We start from the raw sequence: 17,523 nt of genomic DNA, 5'->3' as shown, positions 1-17,523 counted from the left end.
GAAGAAATCCGGTCTTTTCAGAGGATGGGTTACTTGCCGCCGTAGCGTTTGCGGAAGCGGTCGACGCGACCTTCAGTATCCACAAATTTTGCCTGTCCGGTAAAAAACGGGTGACAGGCAGAGCAGAGGTTCACATTCATACCCTTCACAGTCGAACGCGTTTTCAGTACATTGCCGCAGGCGCAGGCAACTTCTGCTTCAATATATTCAGGATGAATTGTTTTTTTCATTTTCGCTGTTCCTTCTAAAAGAGCCGCTTTTTAAACCATAAATGCCGGTGCCGGCGCAAGACATTTTTGGCTGGAATATTGGAACGGTGGAATAATGAATTTTTGGTGGGGCAGACAGGAATCTCTGCTCCACCGCAAATGCCGGCGTTCCTCCATTTTCATTCGATGCCTCGTGCCTAATCCCTGAATCCGCTTAATCCGCGGTGGAAATTTTTAGCGGTAAAACACTTCGCCGGAAATCTGTTCCGCCGTCAGTTCACCGGAAGCAACCAGTGGTTGCAGCGCGATTTTAATTTCATTTGCCGGCGCGCCGGTGATCAACGCCAGCTGCGCTGCCGTCGACGGGTGCCGGCGGATTAGTTCGATTAATTCCGATAAGGCAGGGCGCTCAGTCCCTTGAGCGCCGCAATTTTTTGCGGACGGCAAGGGACTGCCGTCCCTGCCGATTCCGGATGGCGGCGTCACGTCGGCCCTGCCAAATGCCGCAATAATTTCGGCGTGCGGCGTAAACAACTCACAAAACGATTCCAATGTTTTTTCATCCACCGCGCGCGCCGCCGGATCGGCGACCGGCCGCACCGCCGTATTCAGCTGAATTTTATCCGGCATAATCTCTTCTGCCGTTGCCGCAATTTTTTTCACCTGTTCCGGCGCGGAATTTACACCGTCCATCAGAAAAACCTCCAGCCGCAGTTCGCCGGAAAATTCGCGCCGGAATTGCTTTGCGCCGGCCATAAATTGATCAAATGAAATTTCCGGCGCCGGGCCGTTCACGCGCCGGAACGACTCTTCATCCCACGCGCTTAAACTGATCTTCACAATATCCGCCAGTGCCGTTTCCGCACGAACATCGGCGCGATGAAGCAGCGTGCCGTTCGACAGAAGAATCACCGGAATCGTCGTTTTTTCTTTGATAAAAGCAATCAGTTCGCCGAGACGGCTGTACAACGTCGGTTCGCCGGAACCGGCGAACGTGATCACATCCGCAATGCCGTCATGTTTCAGCCAGTCAGAAATTTCAGCGCAAATATCCGCCAGCGGAAAAAATTCTGCGCGTTCGGCCGTCAGCTTTGTCGTCGTACCGCACTGACAGAACATGCAGTTAAACGAACATGTTTTGAAGGGCGTAAGATCAATTCCCAGCGACCGTCTGAACCGCCGCGACGGAACCGGGCCGAAAAGATATTTATACTGCGCCATTCGGGAAGTATGAGATATGAAATGTGCAGGATGAAAGCGGTATTTAAAAAATTATTACGCCCCGCGAACACCCATTAGATATTTAATCCCACAGTGTAATGGAACGGATCAAACTTAAAGCGATCCGGATCAGAAGTCCAGATGTTGCAGATATGTAAGACCGCGTAATGCTTTGAGCCGTTTGGCGAAATTATAGGCCATCAAAAAGGTCTGTACATGTTCTTTCAGCTGATCATGAGTTCCGTGGTGATAACGCTTCACCAGTGCTTCTTTCAACGTCCGGTTCATCCGCTCAACCCGTCCGTTTGTCCAGGGATGGTTGGGTTGGGTCAGCCGGTGATCTGCATTGTTTCGGGCACAAGACAGTTCAAAGGCATGTGCGCGAAAAGGACTTCCGCAATCCATGACCTGCTTGATATCCGCTGTTGCAGACCGTCGGTTCCCCGGCGGGGTAAACCGGGTTCCGTTATCCGTTAATACGGTGTGGATAGTATAAGAAACGGCCTGGATGAGCTCTTGTGACCGGGGTTGCCCAGGCCCCATGGGACATCTTGTCGTTGTGCGCTGTCGCCGTTTCGCTGCAGTTTTCGGGTTAATACCGTGCCTCCGCGCCAGACCATTCAGGCCCTCTTGACGATGTTGTATCGTTCGACGCATCGTCTCAGTCGTACGGGCGCACCCTTGTACTATCTGTCCCATAATTCATCCATCCAGAGCTGGTTATACATCACTCCAGTACACTGTGGAACTAAACATCTAATTGTAAAAAATCTGAGCCATCAGCTGTCAATCGGCAATGCCCGTTATTCCGGCTTCAAATCACGGGCCATTAAGTCTTTGAGTGCGGCACAGGGATCTTTGCCGGTTTCTACAATAGCGCAGACTTCGGTAGTGATCGGCATATCAATCCCGAGTGCGTTGGCAAGGTCGCGCGCGGCAGCAGCGTTCCATATTCCTTCGGCAACCTGTTTCATGCCGGCCATAATATCGGATAGTTTTTCGCCCCGGCCCAGCCGTTCGCCAACAGAACGGTTGCGGCTGTGCCGGCTGGCGCAGGTGACAATTAAATCACCGATTCCGCTGAGTCCCGAAAATGTTTCCGGTTTTGCGCCCAGCGCAACCCCGAGCCGGGCAATTTCTGCGAGCCCGCGCGTCATTAGCGCCGCTTTTGAATTATCGCCGAGTCCCATGCCGTCGAGAATTCCGGCGGCGACGGCGATAATGTTTTTCAATGCGCCGCCGAGTTCAACACCGATCATGTCGTCGGACGTATACACACGGAAATGCGCGCCGGAAAATGCTTTCTGAATCAGTGCTGCATTCGTACCGGCAGTGGTAACGGCGGTCGGAACATTGCGTGCAACCTCTTCGGCATGACTAGGCCCGGACAGCACGGCGACGTCACGGTGCAGAATTTCTTGAGCAACCTCACTCATGCGCTGATGCGTTTTTTCGTCGAGTCCTTTGGTGGCGCTGACGATTGCAGTATCCGGTTTGAGAAACGGTTTGAAAATTTCGAGCGTTGTACGGAAAAAACGTGACGGGACAACCACAACAATCAGATCAGCAGTTGCAGCGCCGGCGGCGGCAGATGTCCACTGGATCGCCGGCGGAATTTTTACGCCGGGCAGATAAATGGAATTTTCTCCGGTGATGCGGATAGATTGAATTTCTTCTTCGATCGGGCCCCAGATTTTTACCTGATGCCCGTTGCCGGCAAGTACTATTCCAAGCGCTGTTCCCCAGCCGCCGCTGCCAATGACAAACGTGTTCATAAACTTTGTGCCTCTGTGCCCGATGCCTTTGTGCCTTTTTTAAATCGATTCTCCGTTCCATTTTTTAAGCGGACAATATTTGAACGATGACGCCAAATGGAAAGGGCACCGAGCAGAGTTAACGCAATTTGCACTGCGAGTGTATAATTTGGATGAACCCAGCTGGCGATGACGACCGCAATGGCAGCGATGATTGAGCCTAGTGAAACATAACCGGAAAGTTTGAATGCAATAATCCAGGTGACGAGTCCGATGACCACCGCAAGCGGCGCAACACCGAGCAGTACGCCGGCGCTGGTGGCCACGCCTTTACCGCCTTTAAATTTAAGGAAAACCGGAAAGTTGTGTCCGATGATCGCCGCCGCGCCGAATAGAATTCCGAAATCCGGTGAAATTCCGCCGACGATACGCCAGAAAAAAAATGCCGGCACAAAGCCTTTCAGTACATCAAGAATAAAACAGGCGATGCCGAGCGGTTTGCCGAGACAGCGCAGTACATTCGTTGCGCCGATATTCCCGCTGCCAAGCCGCCGGATATCTTTGCCCTGCGTCTTCCCCAGCAGCAGCCCGACCGGAATGGAGCCGATGAGATATGAGAAGAGTACGGGGATTAATAAACTATAGAAAACACTCATTATTTCCCAAAAATGGATGTACCGAGTTTTTTAATGGCGTCTTTTACTTCTTCGTTGCCTTGAAGCTCTTTAACATTTTTTTCGAGCTGTTCGGCGATGGCGCCGCCGATGACTTCACCACGATTGGTCGCGGCGTTGCCGGTTTGCCCGGGAAGTATTTGCTCGATTAGTTTTTGAGTTTCCGGCGCATCGGACAGCTCTTTAACATTGTTCGTCAGACTGCTTTTCAGCAGTGTCTTGCCGATACTGAGCGACTGCTCGGAAAAGACGGACCGCAGTGCGCCACCGAACTCAAATACCGGGTTTTGCACTGTTCCGGAAAGTGGTACGTTGAGTGTAAGTGCACCGATTTCTGCACCTTGCACATTGAGATCATTCATTGAAAACTCAATGCGTGAGCCGTCGAGAACCCCGGCGCGGCAGGTAATGGACGGCTTGATGGAAAAAGAGCTGCATTCAGCTCTGTTCTTTTTGAGCAGGCTGTCCAGCCATTCGGCATCAATATCGATGACACTACCGGCGGCATTGAAGCTTGGTTTTTCAGGATCAGTGAGCGGTTGGACGAATGCGTTGAGGTCGGTAACGTAAGCCTGTTTATTTTTTGTGAGCGCGCCGCGCAGTACAATCAGTGTATCGGGCTGATCTTCCGCCGGAACGGTGAAAATATTCCCTGCGGTAAAGCGTGTATTTAAACTGATCTCCTCCTCTACGAAATTCACGGCGCGGATTTGGATTTCAGCAATGATGTTCTGAATATGCAACGGAATAGTCACCGGCAGCGGCTCCTCAACAATAGAGACTTCTGCCGGAGCTACTGGCGCCGGCCTTTCCACCACAGGCGCAATCGCCGCCGGCTCAAGCACCGGCGTTTCTTCCGGTTGAAACACAGCGATAAGCTGCTCCACGTTGATTGTTCCGCCGGCGTTTTTTTCCACTGTCAGCACTGCACCGAGCGCTTCAATCTTTTTGATGACAACCGGATCACGGCGCAACAGCGAAAAGAGATCAATCGCAGCGTGGCAACGGTCGAACGTGAGCAGATGCGGTTCAGTATAGCCGTCGAGGTTGCGGAGTTCGAAGTTTTCGAGGGTTACGGTTCCTCTAAACAGATTCACCGCCGCGCCGGAAATGGATGCCTCGAGTCCGTATGTGTCCTTCACCGCCGGAAAAATTTTGGTGTTCAGCAGCGGCGTGAGACCGCGCATCAGGAAAACCTGCAGCCCGACAACGCTCAGAACAATAAGGACAACGAGCATTGCAAGCGCGATGAATAAGAACTTTTTCATAGTCAAAATTAAACTGGAAATGGCCGATAAAGTAAATAAATAACGGGTAATGTGTAACTCAGGAATTTACACATTACCCGTTACATAGCGGATCATTTCTGTTTCAGAATATCGCGGATTTCGGTCAGCAGAACTTCTTCGTTGGTCGGTGCCGGCGGTGCCGCCGGTGCGGCCTCTTCTTTTTTCTTCATAGAATTAATCAGTTTAATCATCAGGAAAATTGCAAATGCGATGATGGTAAAGTCGACACACGCCTGAATGAATTTCCCATAGCTGATGACAACGGCGGCAGCCTCTTCTGTTGCCGGATGAAGTGTTATCGCAAGTTCCGCAAAATTTACTCTGCCGAGCGCCATGCCGAGCGGCGGCATAATAACATCTGCGACGAGCGACGAAACGATCTTGCCGAATGCGCCGCCAATGACGACACCGATGGCCATGTCCACTACATTACCGCGCATTGCGAACTGCTTAAACTCCTTGAAAAATGTCATAATACATCTCCTTTATTTAGTGACTGCCGGAAGCGTGGACAAATTCCGGTGCACAGACAAGAATTTTAATTCCGGTGAAACCGCTTTAAAAATGATATACAACCTTAAATTTGGATGAAATTTTTACCGGGAAGAGGGATCATGCGATATAAATTTTTGATTGCCGGAACAGTGTTGAGCACTGCCACCGTACTGAATGTGTTTGCGGATGAAAACGATCAATATTGGGTTACGCCGGCGGTTTCATGGAAAATTGATGATGAATTTTCCTTACGGGTTTCGCAGCAGTTTCGCTGGCGCGACGGGGAGTTTTATTACAGTGAAACCGACTTTTCGGCTGGGTATAAGCTCAGTAAAAACTGGAATATTGTTCCGATCTATCGTCATCAGCGTTCAAAAAACGATGCCGGCGACTGGAAAACAACCAACGGCTACCTGCTGGATGTAAACAACTCGCTGAAAGTCCGGGAGCTCGAGCTGAAATCGCGTTTCCGGCTGGCCTATTTCGATTCACGCGAATCACATAAAGATTCCAGCACCGAAGTCCGCCCGAAGTTTGCACTGCTGCCGAAAACAGGACTCACGAAATTGGACGTGAAGCCGTACATTGCTGACGAAATGATGTATGACTTTTGTGAGCACAATTTTTTTCGCAACCGTTTTTCTATTGGTGTAGAATTCAAACCGGCCAAACCGCTCTCAATGGATCTGTTTGTGATGAATGAACAGAACAGCAAAGACGGCGAAAAAAACTGGACCGGGCATTGGAACTGTGGCATCGGTGCGACGTATTCATTTTGAGGGGAATTGATCTGCCGGATCTCCGGAAATGATGTCCGGATTATTCATCCATTGACCCGTCCCGCCGGGGCGTGCTAGGTTGTTGCGTTTTTATATGCCGGGGCGTAGCTCAGTCTGGCTAGAGCGCTACCTTGGGGTGGTAGAGGCCGCTGGTTCAAATCCAGTCGCTCCGATAAACTAAAAAACGGACAACCCGGCGTATACTGCCGGGAAAACAAAATACCCTGAAGTGTGCGGTTTGAATATAAAACTTGACTCAAGGTCTATTCTGCGTACTAATCCTCGGCTTTCTTGTGTATAATGGGATTTTTGTACCTTACTCCCGGAACTGGAGGTTTTATGGCGGATAAAAAAATGAAGAAAAAGACCAAGGCGGCAGTGAAATCCGCGAAAGCAAAACCGGCGAAAAAGGTTGCAAAATCGGTAAAAACTAAAGCAAAACCAGCAGCCAGAAAGCCTGCGACAGCGGCGAAAAAATCTTCTGCAAAAAAAGCAGTGGTAGAGAAAGTTGAAAAGAATCCGGTAGCAAAGAAAAAAGTTTCAGTTAAGAAGCCGGCAGCCAGACCGGTAAAAAAATCCGCCGCAAAAAAAGAATCCGACAAAAAAATATCAGTTCCGGAACGAATTACAGCGCCGACATTTGCCGGTGAAAATCCGGAAGATTCGGAATTCCACGAAGCCCCGCCGGAAATTCTTGAGCCCGGTTCCGTGATGCAGCGCGAAGAGCGTAACGAAAAAATCAAAGAACTGATTGCACTGGCGTCGGAACACGGTTTTCTGACGAACGAGGATATTGACGAAGCACTGCCGGAAGATCTTGTGTCGCCGGACGATGTTGAAAAGGTTACCGCGCTGCTGAAGAGCATGGAAATCGACGTGATTCGCGCCGATCAGGTGGAAGAATATAAACAGCGCCTGGAGAAAGAAGAACGCGAGAAACAGAGCGCGCGCAGCGACGTGCTGGACGATCCGGTACGAATGTATCTTAAGCAGATGGGGCAGGTTCCGCTGCTGACGCGCGAACAGGAAGTCGAAATTTCGAAACGTATTGAAGAGGCGGAATTGCATACGACGCGCCTGTTCAACCGTGTCGGCTGTGCGACGGACGCGTATCTGAGTGTGATCACCAGAATTGAAGAAGGCAAACTGCGTTTCGACCGCATTATCAGCGATAAAGAAGTAACCTGCCGTGAAGATTATTTTGCCGCACTGCCGAAAATTCTGCAGAACATCCACTGCAACAAAGGCCTGGCGGAAAAATATTTTCACGAATCTATAAAGGCGAAGAACAAAAAAATCCGGGAAAAGGCGGACAAGCATTATAACAATGCACAAAAACGTCTTTCTGAATATTTTGTGCAATTGCAATTTAAGCAGAAAGCGATCGAAGACATCGTGCCGCAGGTCGATCCATATCATAAAGAAATCAAAGAATTGCTGGCGGAAATTACCCGCCTGAAAAAGAGCCGTGCGAAATCCGCCGGGGATGATCTGAAGAAAGTTCAGAAACGTCTGAAAGAGCTGGAATCCATTCTGCACATGGAAATTGAGCCGTTCCTTGAACACCATTTGCAATTGCGTACCTGGCTGCGTAAAGGACTGCAGGCGAAAACGGAAATGATTGAAGCAAACCTGCGGCTCGTCATAAGTATTGCAAAAAAATATACTAACCGCGGACTGTCATTTCTTGACCTGATTCAGGAAGGCAATATGGGCTTGATGAAAGCGGTAGAAAAATTTGAATACCGGCGCGGTTATAAATTCTCCACCTATGCAACGTGGTGGATTCGTCAGGCGATTACCCGGTCGATTGCCGACCAGGCGCGCACCATTCGTATTCCGGTGCACATGATCGAAACCATTAATAAACTGCTGCGCATTCAGAAGACGCTGCTGCAGGAATTCGGTCGTGAAGCCACGCCGGAAGAACTGGCGGATGAAATGGAACTGCCGGTGGAGCGCGTACGTGCAATTCTGAAAATTGCGCAGCAGCCGATTTCACTGCAAGCGCCGATCGGCGACAGTGACGACACGAGCTTCGGGGATTTCATCGAAGATAAATCTGCCGAAAATCCGTCGGAAATGACGGCGTTCAGTCTGCTGCGCGAAAAAATCGGGGATGTCCTTGAAACGCTCACGGAACGCGAGCAGGAAGTGCTTACGCTGCGCTTTGGTCTGGCCGATGGTTATCCGCGCACGCTCGAAGAAGTTGGGCGCCGGTTTAATGTCACGCGCGAACGCATTCGCCAGATCGAAGCAAAAGCATTGCGTAAAATGCGCCACCCGACCCGCATCCGCAAACTCGAAGGATTTATAGAGCAGGGACGGTAGGGACGGATCGATGATCCGTCCGCAGCGCGCTCATCGAACGCGCCCTACCATTATGGAATAATTTTATGATGGCGCCTGACACGATCATTAAACGCGACGGAACACGCGTTTTGTATGATCGCGACCGTATTGCTACGGCCATTTTTAAAGCGGTCGCCTCCATCGGCGGCCGTGACCGTTTAATCGCGGAACAGCTCGCCGGAATTGTCGAGCGCCGGCTCGTCCAAATGTACGGCACCGAGCCGTCGACAGTGGAGGATATTCAGGACCTTGTTGAAACGGTACTGATTGAAGAGGGACACGCCGAAACAGCGCGCGCATATATTTCGTACCGCAACCGGCGCGCGCAGCTGCGTGAAAGCCGCACTGATCTTGCGCTCTCAACGTTCAACAACGTTCCATATAAAAAAATCTACGATGTGCTGCGGTGGAATCTAGATCACGGCTGCGAATCGGTGGACGGTTTAAACCGGATTATTGCCAGTGGGAATTTTTCAGCGCTTGTTCATGCGTGCGAAGAACGGTATGCCGCCGAATGCCGTGCTGCCGCTGAAAATGTACTTTCAAAAACCGGTAATATACGCGTGATCATCGTTGCCGGGCCGTCATCATCCGGCAAAACCACCACGACGATTAAAATGATGGAAACGCTGCAGCGCGAAGGCTGTTCGCTCAAAGCGATTAACATGGATCACTATTTTTTTAATCTTATGGAACATCCGAAAGATGAATTCGGCGACTACGATTATGAAACGCCGCAGGCGCTCGATCTCGAATTAATCAACCGGCATCTTGAACAGCTTTTAAACGGCGAAACCATTCGTGCGCCGGATTATAATTTCCACACCGGACGGCGTACGCCGGGCGTTCATGAACTTGTGCTTGCACCGCACGAAATTCTGCTTATCGACAGCCTGCACGGGCTTCATGCTGATATGACGCGCAGCGTACCGCCGGAAAATAAGTTTAAACTCTACATCGAAACACTTGGACAGCTGCGCAGTGATTCCGGCGAATTTATGCGCTGGGCGGATCACCGGTTAATGCGTCGCATGATTCGCGACAGCTGGCACCGCGGCCATAAACCGGAAGACACAATTACGCACTGGCATTATGTGCGCAAAAGTGAACTGCAATATATTATTCCGTATAATGCGTCGGTCGACTTTCTGGTGAACAGTGCCATGCCGTACGAAATCCCGGTGCTGAAACACAAACTTTTTAACTATTTCCCGGCAGCGATGGAACAGTTTAAAAATAATCCGGCGCGACAGGACGCCTATATCCGCGCGCGCCGTGTATTCGAACTCCTCAGTCCGCTCACCGCCTGGACGAATGATTCTGCCGTTCCCGGCAAATCGCTTTTCCGTGAATTTATCGGCGGCAGCGAATACAAATATTAGTTCCACTTTTATGCTTTAAAAGAAGGCGTACTCCTGCTGACTTTGTCTGATAAAAAACAGCAAGCATCTATGTATCGGTTTGAGGTGATTACGGAAGAAGTTCCGAAGCGGAAAAATAAGTATCTGCGCGTGGAATTTTTTTCGACAGGTTTGAGTTATAAAACGTTCCGGTGAGAATAGCGGAGTTTTTTGTTGATTTCCAATGTGGAAGAAAGAGGTAGTCTGCAGTCGCTCATTCCAAGCCGCTTTTTATGCTATTCTTCCAGTTTTTTCTTATACTTAAATGAGCGTACGCTTGCAGTTAAAACTATTTCGCGATTCGTTTTTGTATATTTTTGTGTTTTCCATAGCGATACATTTCATTTTTCTGTAAACTGTGCGCAGAACTTCAGGAGGTTATATTATGAATAACGGATTTCGTATGATCAGAGTTTTTCTTTGCGTGCTTCTGCTTGCCGGATGTGCAACGAAAGTAAGCCGCGTCGGTGTGGATGAAACAATTGATTTGAGCGGACGCTGGAACGATACGGATTCGCGTCTTGTCGCTGAACAGATGATCGCTGAAGTTTTTGCACATTCGTGGGCGTCTGCTTTCACTGCTGCAAAAGGCCGTAAGCCGGTGGTCATCGTCGGCACCATACGCAACCTCAGTGCTGAGCATCTGGAAACCGGCGTATTTATCAAAGACGTCGAACGCGAACTGGTGAACAGCGGCAAAGTAAAATTTGTTGCAGCGTCGGTCGAGCGCGGCGAATTGCGGCAGGAACGGCTTGAACAGCAGCAGTTCGCTACTGAAGAAACGGCAAAACGTCTCGCCGCCGAAACCGGTGCTGATTTTATGCTGAACGGCAGCATCAAAACGCAACTCGATACCGAAGGCCGCAATCAGGTGAAATTTTATCAGGTCGATCTTGAAATCGTGAACATCGAGAGCAATGAAAAAGTCTGGATCGGCACGAAAAAAATCAAGAAAACCGTCAAGCGCGCCAGATTCGGCGCTTAAAATTTTACTTGCGAAATACATTGAACCCATGGATTTTTTGACCGGATGAGCAGGATAAAACAGATTCAGGCAATCCTGTTCATCCTGTCTAAAATTATATTTTTAATTTTTATTTCCTCCGGCTGCGGAACGTTGTGGACTTCGCGCGGACAATATTCCAGCGTTGGACGGATGCTGGAAGAGGGTGATTTCTCCGCCGCGGCGGCGCAGATTCAACGCAGTCAGCACACACACTACCGTTCAAAAGACCGCGTCCTCTATCTGCTCGATCTCGGCCTGCTGCAGCACTACATGGGGGAATATGAAAAAAGCAATGCATCGCTCGAAGAAGCAGAACGGCTGATTGAAGAGGCATTCACCGTCAGCATTTCGCGCGGCGCGGCGACACTTTTACTGAATGATAACGCGCAGACCTATCGCGGCACCGATTACGAAGATGTTTACATCAATGGATTCAAAGCACTCAATTATATTGCACTTGACCAGGCTGATAACGCATTCATTGAAATCCGGCGCATCGACGAGAAACTGAAAATTCTCGAAGACCGGCACTGGAAAATCGCGCAGAAATATAATACCGCCTGCGAAACAGACAAAGAATTCGCGCCGGCAAAAAATCATTTTCAAAATTCGGCGTTCGGACGCTGGCTAAGCCTGCTGCTGTATCGTGCCGAAAACCGGTGGGATGATGCGCGTATCGATATTGAAAAAATCCGCGCGGCGTGGGCGCTGCAGCCGGCTGTCTATAATTTCAGCGCGCCGGAGTTTTCCAGCGCATTAACGCCGGCGGCAGGCGGCAACGTTAAAGTGTCCTTTCTAAGTTTCACCGGACAGGCGCCGGAAAAACGCGCCAACACACTCTACATCCATACACAGGCAGATCAAATTTTTATCGCCGGGCTTGAAGACAGTGACTACGGCAAAAATCTCGCCGGTTTTGCATCACTCCACTGGCCGGGCATTGAACCGGGTTACACGTTCAAATTTCAACTGCCGTACATTTATAAACACGGCAGCAATGTCCGGCGCATTGTTATAAACATTAACGGCAAAAATGGATGGCAGATGCAGCGCATCGAAAGTCTCGAAAACGTCGCCGCCGAAACATTTGCGGTGCAAAAACCGGTGATCTATTTGAAAACCGTCACGCGCACCGTTGTCAAAGGTATCGGTGCGGCACAGGCGCAGAACGTGGTTGAAAACCACTGGGGAGAATCGCATGGACTCATCGCCGGACTGCTCGCCGGCGTAGCAGTTGGAGTTACTGAGAATGCCGACTTACGCATCTCGCGGTTTTTTCCGGCAGAAGCCCACATCGCCGAGATTGAACTGCCGCCGGGGCTGTATCAAATCGACGTTGTATATTACGGTGCAAACGGTAATCTGCTTTACACCGACCGGCGCAACGGTGTTGAAATCCGGCGTGACGGACTCAACTTCATTGAATCAGTTTATTTGAATTAATTTAACCGCAGAAGGCGCAAGTGACACTCAAAAAAAAACTCCCACGAATTAGACGGATCTTCACGAATAAAAATAAACCGGATTCGTGTGTATTCGTGCAATTCGAGGGTCATTCAAAATTCGCTTATATCTGCTCAACCCGCGGTTATGTTTTTCTGCGGACTCTGTGCTCTCTGTGGTTAATCCTTGTTTTAATTTCCTGTTCATCTAAAACAGAACCTGCACCGCGCTGGATCACGGCGCCGGCAGAAATATATCCGCCGGACAAATATCTGGTTGCTGTCGGTTCCGGCGACACGCGCCGCGTCGCCGAAAATAATGCCGGCGCCGGTTTATCACGCATTTTTGAATCACAAATCCGTTCCACTGAAACACTTGCTGAAAATATCACCGAAAACTCCGGCGGTATCGACCGCACCGCACAACTGCGTTCCGATATAACAATTGACTCCGCTCAGACTCTGCTCAATGTCCGTTACGGCGAAACATTCACCGACTCGCGCGGCCGTGTTTACACCGTTGCCATTCTGCCGCGCGCCGAAACCGCCGGAATTTACCGGCAGAAAATTTCCGGCATCGACAGTGAAATTCAGCAGCTCATCAGCGCCGGAGAAATTACTGCCGATCCCGTAAAACGTTACGCCTGTTTACGCACCGCCGGAGAAAAAGCCGAAGAAAACGAACTCCTGCTCCGGCAGCTGCAAATCATTTTACCGGCGGCACGGCAAAGCATTCAGCTTTCTTATGAAATCCCGGCGCTGCGCAATGCTATCGCCGGCGCTGCAAAATCCATTTTTTATTCCGTTGAACTCAACAACGCCGGTGTGCGCGACGCCATTCGCAGCGTGCTCTCTTCGTACGGGTTTTCAGAAAATATAAATTCGCCCGTGTTCCGGATTTTAGGCAGTGCCATCGTTGAAGACACCGATCTAAAACATAACAGCCTTGTTTTTATGCGGTGGAAACTGCATGTGGAAATAAAAACAAATTCCGGCAGTGGATTTGTCATCGATAAAACATCGCGCGAAGGACACATCACACTCGCAGAAGCCCGCGCCCGCGTCGACCGTACACTCGCGCTCGAAATTCGCGAAACCCTGCCCCGTGAACTCGATTCATATTTCCGCCGCCGCACCGGAATGTAGAGTTTTTGACCGGATAACAGGATGACGACATTGCCGATCGATGATTTTAGATTGTTGATTGAGCGGTTTTTATCTACGTAATCTGCGGATAAAATTCTCCTGGCAAAATAAATTTCCACGCAAAGCCGCGAAGAAAAAAAGGTGGGGCATGCAGTTCCTTGCGCACCACGCGTTTTTTGCACTGATTATTTATTTTTTGGAATTTGCCGCTTTGCGCAGGCATTTCTAAGTTTATTCCGATTAATTCTGGCAAAACTTCCGGCGGCATCACGCAAATCATCGATCTTCCAATGGTCATCAATAATCCACTCACCATCACGTATATAACGCCGGCGCACAAACCGAAGGATCACGACCAGCCATTCCGGTTCCTGCTGGAGATAAATATATTGCCTGCCGGAAATAATTTCCGGCAGCCGTTCCTGAATATAATCCAGCTCCAGCAAACCGTGTTTTTTTAACGCATCCATTGAACAAAGCGGCACTGCACGGTCGAGCGACTCAAACGGCGGCGCGGGAAAATTTTCTATTGTATCGTCAAAAGTAGACATCAAATCACATCCTTAGTTTTCTCATAAGAATAAACCCGTATCCCGGACATACAGCGTCTTACATTGAATTTTTTAGGCACAATAAAATGGGAATCACCCACGAAGCACACGAATGACACGAAAATGAAGACTTTAAATATCTGTTTATATCTGCGTTATCCGCGGTTTATTTTTTAGACAGGATAAACAGGATTAGTAGGATGTTTTGTTTTCTTATCTTGTGAATCCCGTTAATCCCGTCAAAAAATTCTTGATGCTTTAGTATTAAAATTTGCGTTTAACCGCCAAGTCGCCATGATTATTCATTTTGGTGCCTTTCGATTCTTGTTCAAAAATCATCTGTCTATATCTGTGTTATCTGCGGTTTATTTTTTAGACAAGAGAAACAGGATTTTTCTGGTTTCAGAGTCTGATTTGTTTTTGTGAATTTGATGTCTTTTTGTGGCAATCATTTCTTAAGTCACAAAATTTCCGCCAGACGCTGTATGTCCGACTGGAACAGGCAGAATGTGAGCCAACCATTAACAAAAGGAGATTGGTATGGCGTATGCAGTAATTCATTTTAAACATCCGGAAATCGGAACCACCCGCAGAGCTCCTGCCGGATTTTCATGGACCATGATTTTCTGGGGACCGTTTGTCTGTCTGTTCCGGAAAGATTTTGCTGGCATGCTGGTGATCACGCTGCTGTTTTTAATGTTTCTGACAGCAACCAACACCGTCGCTGCATTTTGTTACAACCGGATGTATATCCGCCGCTTAATGAAAAAAGGCTATAAAGTAGCCTCCGTTGACGGTGCAACATTCGATTCCGTAAAACAGCGCCTCGAACTCAATTTGCAGGAAATATAATCGGTAAAAAGAAAACCGGCGCGAAAGAGATCCTTTCGCGCTGTTCGTTCACAATTCTATTTCAAGGTCGCATTGACCGTCGTCATAATGGATTCAATACAATTGATAAGAAAGTTAGCTATTGTTTCTTTCTCGGTGGCGAGATCGAATCGCCTTATCGCATATAGCATGCCTCTGCCTTTTTTTCTTTCAGTTTCTCGGACTTCTGACCAGATCGTCGATAATTCTTTTGCTACTACATCAAAAATATCATTTATCGACCCGCTCCTTGCCCAAAACTCGCAATTCCACCCTCCTGCTGAAATCATAAGCTCCATTGTTAAACATCCATTTGGTAATACGAAGTCAGTTACCAAATCTCGTTTATTATAAATTGAACTTTTCACATAAGGATTCTCTGTTTCTTGAGGGGTGTTTTTATTGCCAAACATTGGGATTGTGCCTTTTTTTTCAAATAACATCTGCTGCACATCTAATATTTCATTCCCTAGAGCGTGTCGTCACAGGATATGATTGACACAGGAAAATGATTTCAATAAAACCGATGCATGAAACAAGACTCTCTTCCTTCCCATCGGCGGCACGACATTTCAGATAAAACCTGGAGTCTGCTTGAACCGTTACTACCCGGCAGAGCCGGCAGCTGGGGCGGTAAAGCCCGCGATAACCGGCGATTTATCAATGCTGTTTTCTGGATTTTGCGCACGGGTGCGCCGTGGCGGGATCTGCCGCCGGATTACGGCGACTGGAAGAATACTCATCGCCGATTCTGCCGCTGGCGTGATAAAGGGTTATGGGAAAAACTGCTGGAGATGTTGGTGGTTGAGCCGGATTATGAATGGCTGATGATTGATGCCAGTCACGTGAAAGTTCATCAGCACGGTGCGGGAGCCAAAGGCGGTAATCAGGGCATCGGGCTCACCAAAGGGGGCGAAACTCCAAGATACATGTGGCCGTGGATGCGCATGGTATGCCGGTCCGAGTGTTTGTTACAAGCGGTACCGAAGCGGATTGTACTCATGCAGGCCGGTTGATTGAAGGGATTAATGCGCAGTATCTGCTGGCCGATCGCGGCTATGACACGGATGCGCTCATACAACAAGCCCGGGACGCATTCATCGTTCCGGTGATCCCGCCGCGGAAACATCATAAAGAACAGCGCCTCTATGATGAGGCGTTGTACAAGTTGCGGCATCTGGTGGAAAATGCTTTTGCCCATCTCAAGCAATGGCGCGGCATCGCGACACGATATGCCAAACATCTCTCATCATTCCTCGCCGCAGTTCATATCCGGTGTCTGGCGCTCTGGCTAAAAGTTTCGTGACGACACGCTCTAGCTTGATAAAATCGCGATCCTGACAGAGTTGACTGTCAGATCGGATCGTGACTAATACAATTCAAAAAAACGGCGATGATTTTTCTCTGCCACTGGTTTTACAATAAGTTTTTTCCCGGAACATTTTATCGCTGGATTCCTTCGGCACCTTAACTTATTTATTTTTCAAAACTGCGCAGCAGTTTTATTTCTTCCGGCCAGCGTTCCGGGTCCGGTGTTTCCATAATAAGCGGCACACCTTCAAAGCGGTCGTCCTGCATGATGAGTTTAAAACATTCTATGCCTAATGCGCCCTGACCGAGCAGTTCGTGCCGGTCAACTTTACTGCCGATATCTTTTTTTGTGTCGTTCAGATGCATGCCGCATAGATAGTTCAGGCCGACGGTTTTTTCCAGTTCGTCGAACACCGCATGAAAGGTTTTTTTTGTGCGCAGGTCATAACCGGCGGCAAATGCATGACAGGTGTCGATGCAAACACCGACGCGGTTTTTGTCGTTCACCTGTTCAATAATTCCGGCCAGCTGTTCAAACGTATAACCCATATTTGAACCTTGTCCGGCGGTGTTTTCAATGACAGCCGTAACCCCTTTGGTCTTCGCAAGCGCAATATTGATGGATTCGGCAATGCGCGCCAGACATTCCTGTTCAGAAATTTTATTCAGATGGCTGCCGGGATGAAAATTCAACCGGTCGAGCCCCAGCTGTTCGCAGCGCTGCATTTCATCGATAAACGCCGTGCGCGATTTGTTAAGTCCGTCTTCTTCAGGATGCCCGAGGTTAATCAGATAACTGTTGTGCGGCAGAATCTGTGCCGGTGTAAATCCATGTTCGATACAGTTTTTTTTGAAGGCGGCAATATGTTCTGCAGACAGCGGTGCGGCGTGCCACTGGCGCTGATTTTTCGTAAAAAAGGCGAACGCGTTTGCACCAACGGCAACCGCATTCAACGGCGCATTTGCTACACCGCCGCCGGCACTCACATGTGGACCGATTGTTTTCATAGTTAAAGATTGTCGT

General features: G+C 49.1%; 17 protein-coding genes, 1 tRNA gene and 1 pseudogene. 9 read left to right on the top strand and 10 right to left on the bottom strand.

Annotated features, from left to right (window positions below; translation table 11 throughout):
* Positions 1–29: 29 nt before the first annotated feature.
* The 7 genes and pseudogenes from rpmE to mscL form a co-directional block, all read right to left on the bottom strand.
* Complete coding sequence (rpmE, locus tag WC959_10495; protein MFA5689557.1) at positions 30–230, bottom strand: 50S ribosomal protein L31; 201 nt, start codon at positions 228–230, stop codon at positions 30–32.
* Between the two features lie 213 nt (positions 231–443).
* On the bottom strand, positions 444–1,430 hold the full coding sequence (locus tag WC959_10490) for a radical SAM protein (GenBank protein MFA5689556.1): 987 nt from the start codon (positions 1,428–1,430) through the stop codon (positions 444–446).
* Between the two features lie 74 nt (positions 1,431–1,504).
* Positions 1,505–2,129 (bottom strand): annotated as a pseudogene (locus WC959_10485) (integrase core domain-containing protein).
* A 104-nt stretch (positions 2,130–2,233) separates the two neighbouring features.
* Entirely contained in the window at positions 2,234–3,205 is a 972-nt protein-coding gene (locus WC959_10480; protein ID MFA5689555.1) for an NAD(P)H-dependent glycerol-3-phosphate dehydrogenase, read from the bottom strand.
* A complete protein-coding gene (gene plsY / locus WC959_10475; protein ID MFA5689554.1) occupies positions 3,202–3,840 on the bottom strand; it encodes a glycerol-3-phosphate 1-O-acyltransferase PlsY in 639 nt (212 codons plus the stop codon). Before plsY ends, WC959_10480 begins: the two co-directional genes overlap by 4 nt.
* Complete coding sequence (locus WC959_10470) at positions 3,840–5,126, bottom strand: hypothetical protein (GenBank protein ID MFA5689553.1); 1,287 nt, start codon at positions 5,124–5,126, stop codon at positions 3,840–3,842. Before WC959_10470 ends, plsY begins: the two co-directional genes overlap by 1 nt.
* A gap of 92 nt (positions 5,127–5,218) precedes the next feature.
* Positions 5,219–5,620 carry a large-conductance mechanosensitive channel protein MscL gene (gene mscL / locus WC959_10465; protein ID MFA5689552.1) on the bottom strand — a complete coding sequence of 134 codons (402 nt, stop codon included), beginning with the start codon at positions 5,618–5,620 and terminating at the stop codon, positions 5,219–5,221.
* Between the two features lie 141 nt (positions 5,621–5,761).
* On the opposite strand from mscL, the gene WC959_10460 reads away from it, so the two are divergent.
* From WC959_10460 to WC959_10430, 7 genes are all read left to right on the top strand, one after another.
* The gene (locus WC959_10460) at positions 5,762–6,421 is read left to right on the top strand and encodes a DUF2490 domain-containing protein (GenBank protein ID MFA5689551.1); all 660 of its coding nucleotides are present in this window, start codon (positions 5,762–5,764) and stop codon (positions 6,419–6,421) included.
* Between the two features lie 98 nt (positions 6,422–6,519).
* A tRNA-Pro gene (locus tag WC959_10455) sits at positions 6,520–6,594 on the top strand.
* A 166-nt stretch (positions 6,595–6,760) separates the two neighbouring features.
* Positions 6,761–8,752, top strand: a complete 1,992-nt coding sequence (rpoD, locus tag WC959_10450; GenBank protein MFA5689550.1) for an RNA polymerase sigma factor RpoD — start codon at positions 6,761–6,763, stop codon at positions 8,750–8,752.
* Positions 8,753–8,817: 65 nt separating this feature from the next.
* Positions 8,818–10,155, top strand: coding sequence for an ATP cone domain-containing protein (locus WC959_10445; protein MFA5689549.1), 1,338 nt, complete (start codon positions 8,818–8,820; stop codon positions 10,153–10,155).
* A 403-nt stretch (positions 10,156–10,558) separates the two neighbouring features.
* Complete coding sequence (locus WC959_10440; protein MFA5689548.1) at positions 10,559–11,158, top strand: penicillin-binding protein activator LpoB; 600 nt, start codon at positions 10,559–10,561, stop codon at positions 11,156–11,158.
* Between the two features lie 45 nt (positions 11,159–11,203).
* Complete coding sequence (locus tag WC959_10435) at positions 11,204–12,622, top strand: hypothetical protein (protein MFA5689547.1); 1,419 nt, start codon at positions 11,204–11,206, stop codon at positions 12,620–12,622.
* A 95-nt stretch (positions 12,623–12,717) separates the two neighbouring features.
* Positions 12,718–13,767, top strand: coding sequence for a hypothetical protein (locus WC959_10430; GenBank protein MFA5689546.1), 1,050 nt, complete (start codon positions 12,718–12,720; stop codon positions 13,765–13,767).
* A 185-nt stretch (positions 13,768–13,952) separates the two neighbouring features.
* Here WC959_10430 and WC959_10425 read toward each other — a convergent pair whose 3' ends face one another.
* Positions 13,953–14,318 carry a hypothetical protein gene (locus WC959_10425; protein MFA5689545.1) on the bottom strand — a complete coding sequence of 122 codons (366 nt, stop codon included), beginning with the start codon at positions 14,316–14,318 and terminating at the stop codon, positions 13,953–13,955.
* A gap of 540 nt (positions 14,319–14,858) precedes the next feature.
* Here WC959_10425 and WC959_10420 point away from each other — a divergent pair.
* The gene (locus tag WC959_10420) at positions 14,859–15,170 is read left to right on the top strand and encodes a hypothetical protein (GenBank protein MFA5689544.1); all 312 of its coding nucleotides are present in this window, start codon (positions 14,859–14,861) and stop codon (positions 15,168–15,170) included.
* Between the two features lie 56 nt (positions 15,171–15,226).
* On the opposite strand, the gene WC959_10415 is transcribed toward WC959_10420, so the two are convergent.
* Entirely contained in the window at positions 15,227–15,640 is a 414-nt protein-coding gene (locus WC959_10415; GenBank protein ID MFA5689543.1) for a hypothetical protein, read from the bottom strand.
* Positions 15,641–15,718: 78 nt separating this feature from the next.
* Here WC959_10415 and WC959_10410 point away from each other — a divergent pair.
* Positions 15,719–16,494, top strand: a protein-coding gene (locus WC959_10410; protein ID MFA5689542.1) for an IS5 family transposase whose coding sequence is annotated in 2 segments (ribosomal slippage) — positions 15,719–16,103 and positions 16,103–16,494 — 777 coding nt in all. Because the reading frame shifts where the segments join, the coding sequence is not laid out codon by codon here.
* A 170-nt stretch (positions 16,495–16,664) separates the two neighbouring features.
* On the opposite strand, the gene nfo is transcribed toward WC959_10410, so the two are convergent.
* Positions 16,665–17,507 carry a deoxyribonuclease IV gene (gene nfo / locus WC959_10405; protein MFA5689541.1) on the bottom strand — a complete coding sequence of 281 codons (843 nt, stop codon included), beginning with the start codon at positions 17,505–17,507 and terminating at the stop codon, positions 16,665–16,667.
* Between the last annotated feature and the right edge of the window lie 16 nt (positions 17,508–17,523).

The sequence above is a fragment of the Kiritimatiellales bacterium genome, assembly GCA_041656295.1.
Classification (GTDB): domain Bacteria; phylum Verrucomicrobiota; class Kiritimatiellia; order Kiritimatiellales; family Tichowtungiaceae; genus Tichowtungia.
The sequence above is the reverse complement of the archived record's forward strand: the minus strand, read 5'-3'. Positions and strand labels throughout refer to the sequence as shown.